The sequence below is a fragment of the Micromonospora sp. AMSO12t genome, assembly GCF_008806585.1.
Lineage (GTDB): Bacteria > Actinomycetota > Actinomycetes > Mycobacteriales > Micromonosporaceae > Micromonospora > Micromonospora reichwaldensis.
Map to the genome: position 1 here is coordinate 1 of NZ_WAAS01000290.1, position 7,603 is coordinate 7,603.

General features: G+C 74.2%; 8 protein-coding genes. 3 read left to right on the forward strand and 5 right to left on the reverse strand.

The genetic code is table 11. The annotated features are described in order from the left end of the window. Positions 1 to 6: 6 nt before the first annotated feature. The 5 genes from F6X68_RS28070 to F6X68_RS28090 form a co-directional block, all read right to left on the reverse strand. Positions 7 to 1,425, reverse strand: coding sequence for a WGR domain-containing protein (locus tag F6X68_RS28070; RefSeq protein WP_151457078.1), 1,419 nt, complete (start codon positions 1,423 to 1,425; stop codon positions 7 to 9). A gap of 122 nt (positions 1,426 to 1,547) precedes the next feature. Beyond that, positions 1,548 to 2,927 (reverse strand): FAD-dependent oxidoreductase, encoded by a 1,380-nt coding sequence (locus F6X68_RS28075; protein ID WP_151457079.1) that lies wholly within the window; start codon positions 2,925 to 2,927, stop codon positions 1,548 to 1,550. Between the two features lie 13 nt (positions 2,928 to 2,940). After that, positions 2,941 to 4,089 (reverse strand): glutamate--cysteine ligase, encoded by a 1,149-nt coding sequence (locus F6X68_RS28080; protein WP_192581566.1) that lies wholly within the window; start codon positions 4,087 to 4,089, stop codon positions 2,941 to 2,943. 149 nt (positions 4,090 to 4,238) lie between these two features. After that, entirely contained in the window at positions 4,239 to 4,586 is a 348-nt protein-coding gene (locus tag F6X68_RS28085; RefSeq protein ID WP_192581567.1) for a hypothetical protein, read from the reverse strand. A 38-nt stretch (positions 4,587 to 4,624) separates the two neighbouring features. Further along, positions 4,625 to 5,095: a hypothetical protein gene (locus F6X68_RS28090; protein ID WP_225852466.1), complete on the reverse strand. Its 471-nt coding sequence runs from the start codon at positions 5,093 to 5,095 to the stop codon at positions 4,625 to 4,627. A gap of 316 nt (positions 5,096 to 5,411) precedes the next feature. Between F6X68_RS28090 and F6X68_RS28095 the strand changes: the two genes are divergently transcribed. From F6X68_RS28095 to F6X68_RS28105, 3 genes are all read left to right on the forward strand, one after another. After that, on the forward strand, positions 5,412 to 5,705 hold the full coding sequence (locus tag F6X68_RS28095; RefSeq protein ID WP_311413083.1) for a DUF6412 domain-containing protein: 294 nt from the start codon (positions 5,412 to 5,414) through the stop codon (positions 5,703 to 5,705). A 93-nt stretch (positions 5,706 to 5,798) separates the two neighbouring features. Then, a complete protein-coding gene (locus tag F6X68_RS28100; protein WP_151457082.1) occupies positions 5,799 to 6,548 on the forward strand; it encodes a membrane protein insertase YidC in 750 nt (249 codons plus the stop codon). Positions 6,549 to 6,621: 73 nt separating this feature from the next. Next, positions 6,622 to 7,603 (forward strand): glycoside hydrolase family 16 protein (locus F6X68_RS28105; RefSeq protein ID WP_151457083.1); only part of this gene is annotated, 982 nt, incomplete at its 3' end.

Genomic DNA, 7,603 nt, shown 5'->3' on the forward strand with positions numbered 1-7,603 from the left:
GCGCGGTCAGCGCAACCGGCGGATGTCGCCGTGGGCGCGGTAGAAGCCGCCCCGGCCGGACTCGCGGACCTGGGTGACCAGGTAGCGCGCGCCCGGCTCGCGGATGCCCTTCGGGAACTGCACGGACCAGTCCCGGTGGAAACCGGGGGAGACCACATGCACCCGCAGCCGTCCCCGGTCCTCGACGCACTGCACGACCACGCCGCCGTCGACGTCGCTGGTCACCTCGACCGTCGTCCAGGCCGCCGGCTCCGGCATCCGGGGCGGGGCCTTGACGTCGACCACCTCCGGCACGCTGCCGGCCTCCGCCGCCCGGATCGCCGGCTCGCTGGCGTCGATGCAGGCCAGGTGGCCGCTGGTGGTGACGACGTAGAGCCGATCCTCGTGGTACTGCATCGAGTAGGCCGAGCCGCAGCCGGTGCCGAGCTTCCACAGCCGGTTGCCGGCCGCGTCGAAGCAGTAGATCGAGGACTGGCTGTCGCCGGCGAAGACGAACCGGCCGCCCTCGGCCGTGGCGCAGGAGAAGACCGGGGCGTCACAGCGGTAGGTGCGCTCGGCGCGACCGTCCTTCGCCAGCCGCACCACCTCCCGGGTGCCGGTGCCCGCGAAGACCGCGTCGCGCTCCTGCCAACCGAAGAGCACCGATCCGGTACGGGTGTGCCACCGCTCCTGGCCCGTCCGCCAGTCGTAGCTGGTCACCCCCTGGGAGTGGCCGTGGTAGAGCGCGTCGGCGTCGCAGCGCACCATCCACGCCGACCGGCCGCGACCCTGCCGGCGCCAGAGGAACTCGTCCTCGTGGTCGACGGCGACGATGCCGCCGCCCGCGTCGGAGACGCCCAGCACCCCGTCGTGGATGTCCAACCAGTAGATGTCGATCTCCGGCGCGATCTCGTAGGCCACCCGGGGCACCTTGCCGGACAGGTCGTAGACGTTGCCGTCGTCGCAGCCCGCGTAGATCCAGGCGTCGTCGGCGACGATGCACTTCACCCCGTCGGGGAGGCGGACCTGGTCGAGCACCCGGGCGTCGTGGCCGAGCGTGGTGATGACCCCGCGCTCGTTGCCGACCATGCAGCTCTGCCCGTCGACGAAGATGCCGAAGGCGGGGGCGCCGGAGTCGTAGCGCCACAGCACCGGGGCGGTGCGGGCGGTGGAGCGGGTGCTGACGATCTGCCGCCGGGAGACGGCGCGCTTCTGCCGCACGCCGCGCACGGCCGGGGCGTACCCCTTGCGGACCTTCTCGCCGATCTTCTTCGCCGCCGCCGCGCGGGCCTTGGTGTTGTCGGCGTAGGCCGTGGTCTTGACCTGGCCCTGGTCGCCGATGCGGCCGTAGCGGACGGTCAGCGCGGCATCGTCGACGACGACCTCGTAGAACTTGTGCGCACCATCCGCTTCGGACAGTTCGAGGTAGGTCGTCTCCTGCGGCATGGGGGCCTCCGAGGGGGGTCAGCGACCGGCCTGGCGTGACCGGTGGGGCGCGAGCGGGCACACGCTAACCCCCACCCCCGACAGCCGCACGCAAGGAAGGGCCCCTTCCTCACACCTGACGCTCAGCGGCCGACGGCAGCCAGGGCGTCGACGGCCTTGCGGGCGGCGATCAGCACCGGGTCCCAGACCGGGGCGTACGGCGGGGCGTAGCCCAGGTCGAGCGCGGTCATGTCGTCCACCGTCATGCCGTTCCACAGCGCCACCGCGAGGGTGTCGATCCGCTTGGCCGCCTCGGACCAGCCCACGATCTGCGCCCCGAGCAGCCGCCCGCTGGGCTTCTCCGCGATCAGCTTCACCGTCATCGGCCGGGCGCCCGGGTAGTAGCCGGCGCGGTTGGTCGACTCGGCGATCACCGAGACGAACTCGAACCCCGCCGCCGCGGCGTCCTTCTCGCGCAACCCGGTGCGCCCGACCTCCAGGTCGCAGACCTTGGTGACGGCGGTGCCGATCACCCCGGCGAAGGTGGCGTACCCGCCGCCGATGTTGATGCCGGCGACCCGGCCCTGCTTGTTGGCGTGGGTGCCCAGTGGCACGTGCACCGGCAGCCCGGTCACCCGGTGCACGGTCTCCACGCAGTCACCGGCCGCCCAGACGTCCGGCACCCCCTGCACCCGCATCCGGCGGTCGACCCGGATCCCGCCGGTGACGCCCAGCGGCAGGCCGGCGGCCTCCGCGAGCGCCGTGTTGGGGCGTACGCCCAGACCGAGGACGACCACATCGGTGGGGATGGGCCCCTCGGCGGTGACCACCGCGGACACCCGGCCGTCGGTCTCCTCCAGGCCGGTCACCCCGAGACCGGTGCGGATGGTGACGCCGATGCCCCGCATCGCGTCCGTGACCAGCTCGGCCATGTCCGGGTCCACGGTGGCCATCGGCTGCTCGGCCTGCTCGACCAGGGTGACGGCGAGCCCGCGCTGGATCAGCGCCTCGGCCATCTCCACGCCGATGTAGCCGCCGCCGATCACCACCGCCCGGCGCGGCCGGGGCTCGGCGTCCAGCCAGTCGCGCAGCGCGGCGCCGTCGTCGAGGGTCTGCATCCCGAAGACCCCGCCGGCGTCGGTGTCCGCCCAGCCGGGCTTCTTGGGCACGGCCCCGGTGGCGTACATCAGGGTGTCGAAACGCTCCCGGACCTCGCCGCCGCCGTCGAGGTCCCGGGCGGTGACCTCGTGCCGGTCGAGGTCGATGGCGGTCACCTCGTGCCGGAGCCGGACGTCGATGTCGAACTTCTCCCGGAACGTCTCCGGGGCGCGGGCGATCAACTGGTCCCGTTCGGGCACCAGCCCGCTGATCCAGTACGGGATGCCGCACGCCGAGTACGACGTGAAGTGCCCCCGCTCGAAGGCGACGATCTCCAGGTCGCCGCGGTCCCGCCGGCGTCGAGCCTGCGACGCCGCCGCCATTCCCGCAGCGTCCCCACCGATGACGATCAGCCGTTGCGCCACGTTCATCATCCTGTCACGAGCGGCCCGCGCCACGGGTCTGCCGCGCGACGTCCTCCACCACGTCCACGAGCCTGCCGGTACGCGCGAAGACGGCGCGCTGCCGGGCCGCCCCGCTGCCGTGCCGGCGCAGCCCGGCGACGAGCCCGGTCACCTCGTCGAGGTCGCCGTGCCGTTCCAGCGCCGGGCGCAGCCGCTCGATCAGCTGGTCGAACAGCTCCCAGGCCGGCCGCAGCTCGCCGTCGGTCAGGTCGACGCCGTCCCCCTCCAGCCCGTCGTGGGCCGCCCGCCAGTGCGCGGCGACCAGCAGGTGGTGGTCGGTACGCAGGGCCGGCCGCCCGGCGGCGATGTCGTCCATCGCGGTCGCCACCATGGCCCGGACCAGCGCGGCGACGAGCACCGCGTCGTCCACCGACGGGCAGACGTCACCGATGCGGATCTCCACCGTCGGGTACTTGGCCGACAGGCGGGCGTACCAGTAGAGCATCCCCTCGTCGAGCATCACGCCGCTGGCGATCAACTGCCGGATCAGCCGTTCGTAGTGCTCGTGGGACTCCAGGTACGGGGTGGGCGCCACCGACGGCCAGCGCTCCCACTCCACCGACCGCCAGCTCGCGTACCCGGTGTCCTCGCCCCTGGCGAAGGGGGAGTTGGTGGTGACGGCGTGCAGCACCGGCAGCCAGGGCCGGACGTGGTTGAGCACCTGCACGCCGGTCTCCGGGTCGGGCACCCCGACGTGCACGTGCATGCCGTTGTTGCCGGGGCCGGGAACCAGCAGGCGGAACCGCTCGATCATCCGGTCGAAGCGGGGCTTGTCGACCACCGGGGGCACCGGACCGTCGACCGGCCCGGTGCCGATGGCGAGCAGCCGTACGCCGGCCCGCTCGGCCGCGTCGGCGAGCGCGGCCCGCAGCACGCCGAGGGAGTGCCGGATCGAGGAGAGTTCCAGGCCGGGCGGGCTGCCGATCTCGATCTGGCTGGTCTGGAACTCCCGCTCCACCTGACCGCGCAGCTCGGGCGGCACCTGCTCCATGACGAGGTCGACAGCGGGCACCGCGGCCCCGGTGTGCGGGTCGACGAGCAGGAACTCCTCCTCGACACCCACCGTGAGCAGGTTGGTCCCCTCGGCCGTACCGCTCGGAGCCTCCGCCACCTGGCCGGTCATCGTCACCACCGTCCGTTCGCGCCCGGCAGCGGTCCGTCCGCGCGGGGTCGGTCAGTGGTTACCCACCGTGCGGAGGCGGAGAAACGCGGCCCCGGCGTGTCGCCCGCCGCGCGCCCGCAAAGGGGATCACGCCGTGCGCGACCCGCAGGTCACCGTGGCCAGCGGTCCTCGCCGTCGCGCACCAGGGCGCGGACGCGGCGCAGCGTGGCGTCCGGGGCCAGGATGGCCTCCCGCCACCGGTCCAGGGTCTGGCGCAGGTCCCAGACCGTCGCCCGCAGCTGCCGTTCCTGCTCGCGGGCCGAGTCGAGCTGCGCCCGGGTGAGCAGCGCGGCCTCCTCCAACTCGGCGACCCGGGTGCGCAGCGGCTGCACCAGCGTGAGGGCGGCGTCGGTGAGGGTGTCGGCGGCGTCCGCCTTGAACTTGCCCCGCTGCACGATGACGGTGGCGATGACGGCGAGGCCGCCGGTCCCCCCGAGCACGCCGAGGACGGAGAGCAGGACCTGCACCCAGTGCGGGGCGGCCGGCGCCGTGGTGTTCACGTCCCACCCCTGGCGGAGAAGGTGCCACCGACGGCCACCCCGGCGAACTGGGTGGCCTGGCCGGCCAGGGCCAGCCGGCGCAGGTCGAGCGCGATCTGGACGGCGCGCCACCCGGAGCCGACGGCCACCGCGACGACGAACGACATCGCCGCGACCCCCTGCGCGCCGGCGACCACCGCCAGGGCGACGGCGTACATGCCGGTGATCGTGCCCAGCGCGAGCACCGACGCGAGTTCGATCCCGAGGCCGGTGGAGAGCCGGCCCGGCCAGAGCACGCCCAGCAGCCCGGCGACGCCGGCCACGATGAGGCCCGACTCCCACCCCGCCTGGATGGGCCCCGGCATGGCCATCTCCACCGACTGCGGCCGGACGTCGAGGACGATCAGGAGGACGCCGCACACGGGGGCGGTCGCCATGATGGCGATCTCGAAGGGCTGGTGCCTCGATCGGATTCGGTTGTGGGGCACGGCAGCTCCTCAGAATGGCCCGCCACCTCGTCGAGGTGGCCCGTCGGCCGGGGCGGGCGCCCGGTGCCGACGGTGTACCGGGAGGACCCGCTCCCACCGCCCGGGTCGGCGTGGCATCCCGACGACGCGGAAGCACACCGGCGACCGAGAAGGACGACACACCGGCGTCGGCTGTCGACGCACCCAAGTCGTACCACTTCCGCCGCGCCTCCGTCCACCCCGGACCTGTCGCATAAGCGCAGGTCAGAGCGGGTGCGGGAGGCCGGTTGCGCGAACTGGGCCGGGTGGCGTGACAGCGGGTCCTAGGCTGGTCGGCGTGCCGGGGCTGCTGGGGATCGTGCTGGGGACGTGGGCGTACGCCCTCGCCCACCTGACCCTGCTCGCCGACCGCCCGGCCGGGTTGCTCGCCGGGGCCGCGCTCGCCGCGGTGGCGCTGCTCGCCGTCGCGCTCGCGGCGCACGCGGCCGGCGTCGTCGACACGCCCCGGGCCGGCCGCGCCGCCGCCCTGCGCGCCCGGGCCCGCCGCCGCCGGGTGCCGCGACAGGTCGACCCGGACGCCGCCGGGCGTCCCCGTCCCCGCGCGCCCGGGCCGTTCCCCTCGGCCGCGTAGCACCGCCGCGCGGCCGATTCCGCCGCCATCCGCCCGTCCGGCGACCCGCCTTCCCGCCGGACCGGCACCCGGAATCGGACCGAGGGGTCACCCATGCTCGCCTTCGCACCTCTGCACGACGCTGTCGGCGCCGCCGGCCGCGCGCTCACCTGGTTCACCACCCTGCTGGAACCGCTGGCCGGCGACGCGGCCACGGCCGCCGCCATCGTCGCCCTCACCGTCGTCGTCCGGCTGCTGATCTCGCCGCTGACCCTCATGCAGGTCCGCGGGGAGCGGCGCCGCGCGGCGCTCGCCCCCGACGTCCGCGAGCTTCAGCGGCGGTACGCGGACGACCCCACCCGGTTGCAGGGCGAACTGTTCGCGCTCTACCGGGCCAACGGCGCCAGCCCGGTGTCCGGCTGCCTGCCGCTGCTGCTCCAGGCCCCGTTCCTGCTGGTGATGTACCGGCTCTTCACCACCGCCGAGGGCGGCACCGGGCTGCTGGCCGAGCGCCTGGCCGGTGTGCCGCTGGGCCACCACCTCGGCGACGGGGCGGTCGGCGGCGCGCTGCCGCTGTTCGGCGCCCTGCTGGCGGCCCTGCTCGTGCTCGCCTGGTGGACGTCGCGGCGGATGCGGCGCGCGGCGGCGGCGACGGGAACGGTGGCCGGTACGCCGACCGAGGGGCCGGGCGCGGCCGTGCTCGGCCGGCTGCTGCCGCTGCTGCCGTACACGACAGTGCTGGTGGCGCTGGTGCTGCCGCTGGCGGCGGTGATCTACCTGGTCACCACCACCGCCTGGTCGGCGGGGGAGCAGGCGGTGCTGCGCCGCCCGCGCCCCGAGCCAGCCCGCATCGATGGGCGTTGACATCTGCGGAGCCGGCACGTACAACTCCTGAGAGAGCGCTCTCTCGCCCGTTCCCCGCAGAGAGGCACGTCAAATGACACCTGCCCCGGCGGCGCCCGCCGCCCTGCCCCCGCGACGCCGGCTGACCCTGGCGTTGACCCTCCTCACCGCCGCCGCGACCGCACTGGTCGGCACGACCGTGACGGCGAACGCCGCCGTCCCGGCGCCCGCGCCCGGCTGGAGCCTGGTGTGGAGCGACGACTTCACCGGTGCGGCCGGCACCCTGCCGTCCGCCGGCAACTGGATCATCGACACCGGCACCAGCTATCCCGGCGGCCCGCCGAACTGGGGCACCGGGGAGATCCAGACGTACACCAACAGCACCGCCAACGTCAGTCACGACGGCGGCGGCAACCTGCGGATCACCCCGCTGCGCGACGCCTCGGGCCGCTGGACCTCGGCCCGGATCGAGACCGTGCGCAGCAACTTCAAGCCGCCGTCCGGCGGCGTGCTGGCCATCGAGGGCCGCATCCAGATGCCCAACGTCATCGGGGCCCAGGCGTCCGGCTACTGGCCGGCGTTCTGGGCGCTCGGCTCGCCGTACCGGGGCAACTACCAGAACTGGCCGGGCATCGGCGAGTTCGACGTGATGGAGAACGTCAACGGCCTCAACTCCGTCTGGGGCGTACTGCACTGCGGCGTGGCCCCCGGCGGGCCGTGCGACGAGTTCAACGGCATCGGCGCGTCCCGGGCCTGCCCCGGCAGCACCTGCCAGTCGGCCTTCCACACCTACCGGTTCGAGTGGGACGCCTCGGCCAGCCCGCAGCAGCTGCGCTGGTACGTCGACGGCCAGCTCTACCACTCGGTCAGCCAGTCCCGGGTCGGCGAGCCGTACTGGTCGCAGATGACCAACCACGCCGGCTACTTCCTGCTGCTCAACGTGGCGATGGGCGGGGCCTTCCCGAACGGGGTGGCCGGTGGCGCCACGCCGACCGCCGCCACCGTCCCCGGCCGTCCGATGCTTGTCGACTACGTGGCGGTGTACAGCCGGGGTGGCGGCACCACGCCCCCGCCCA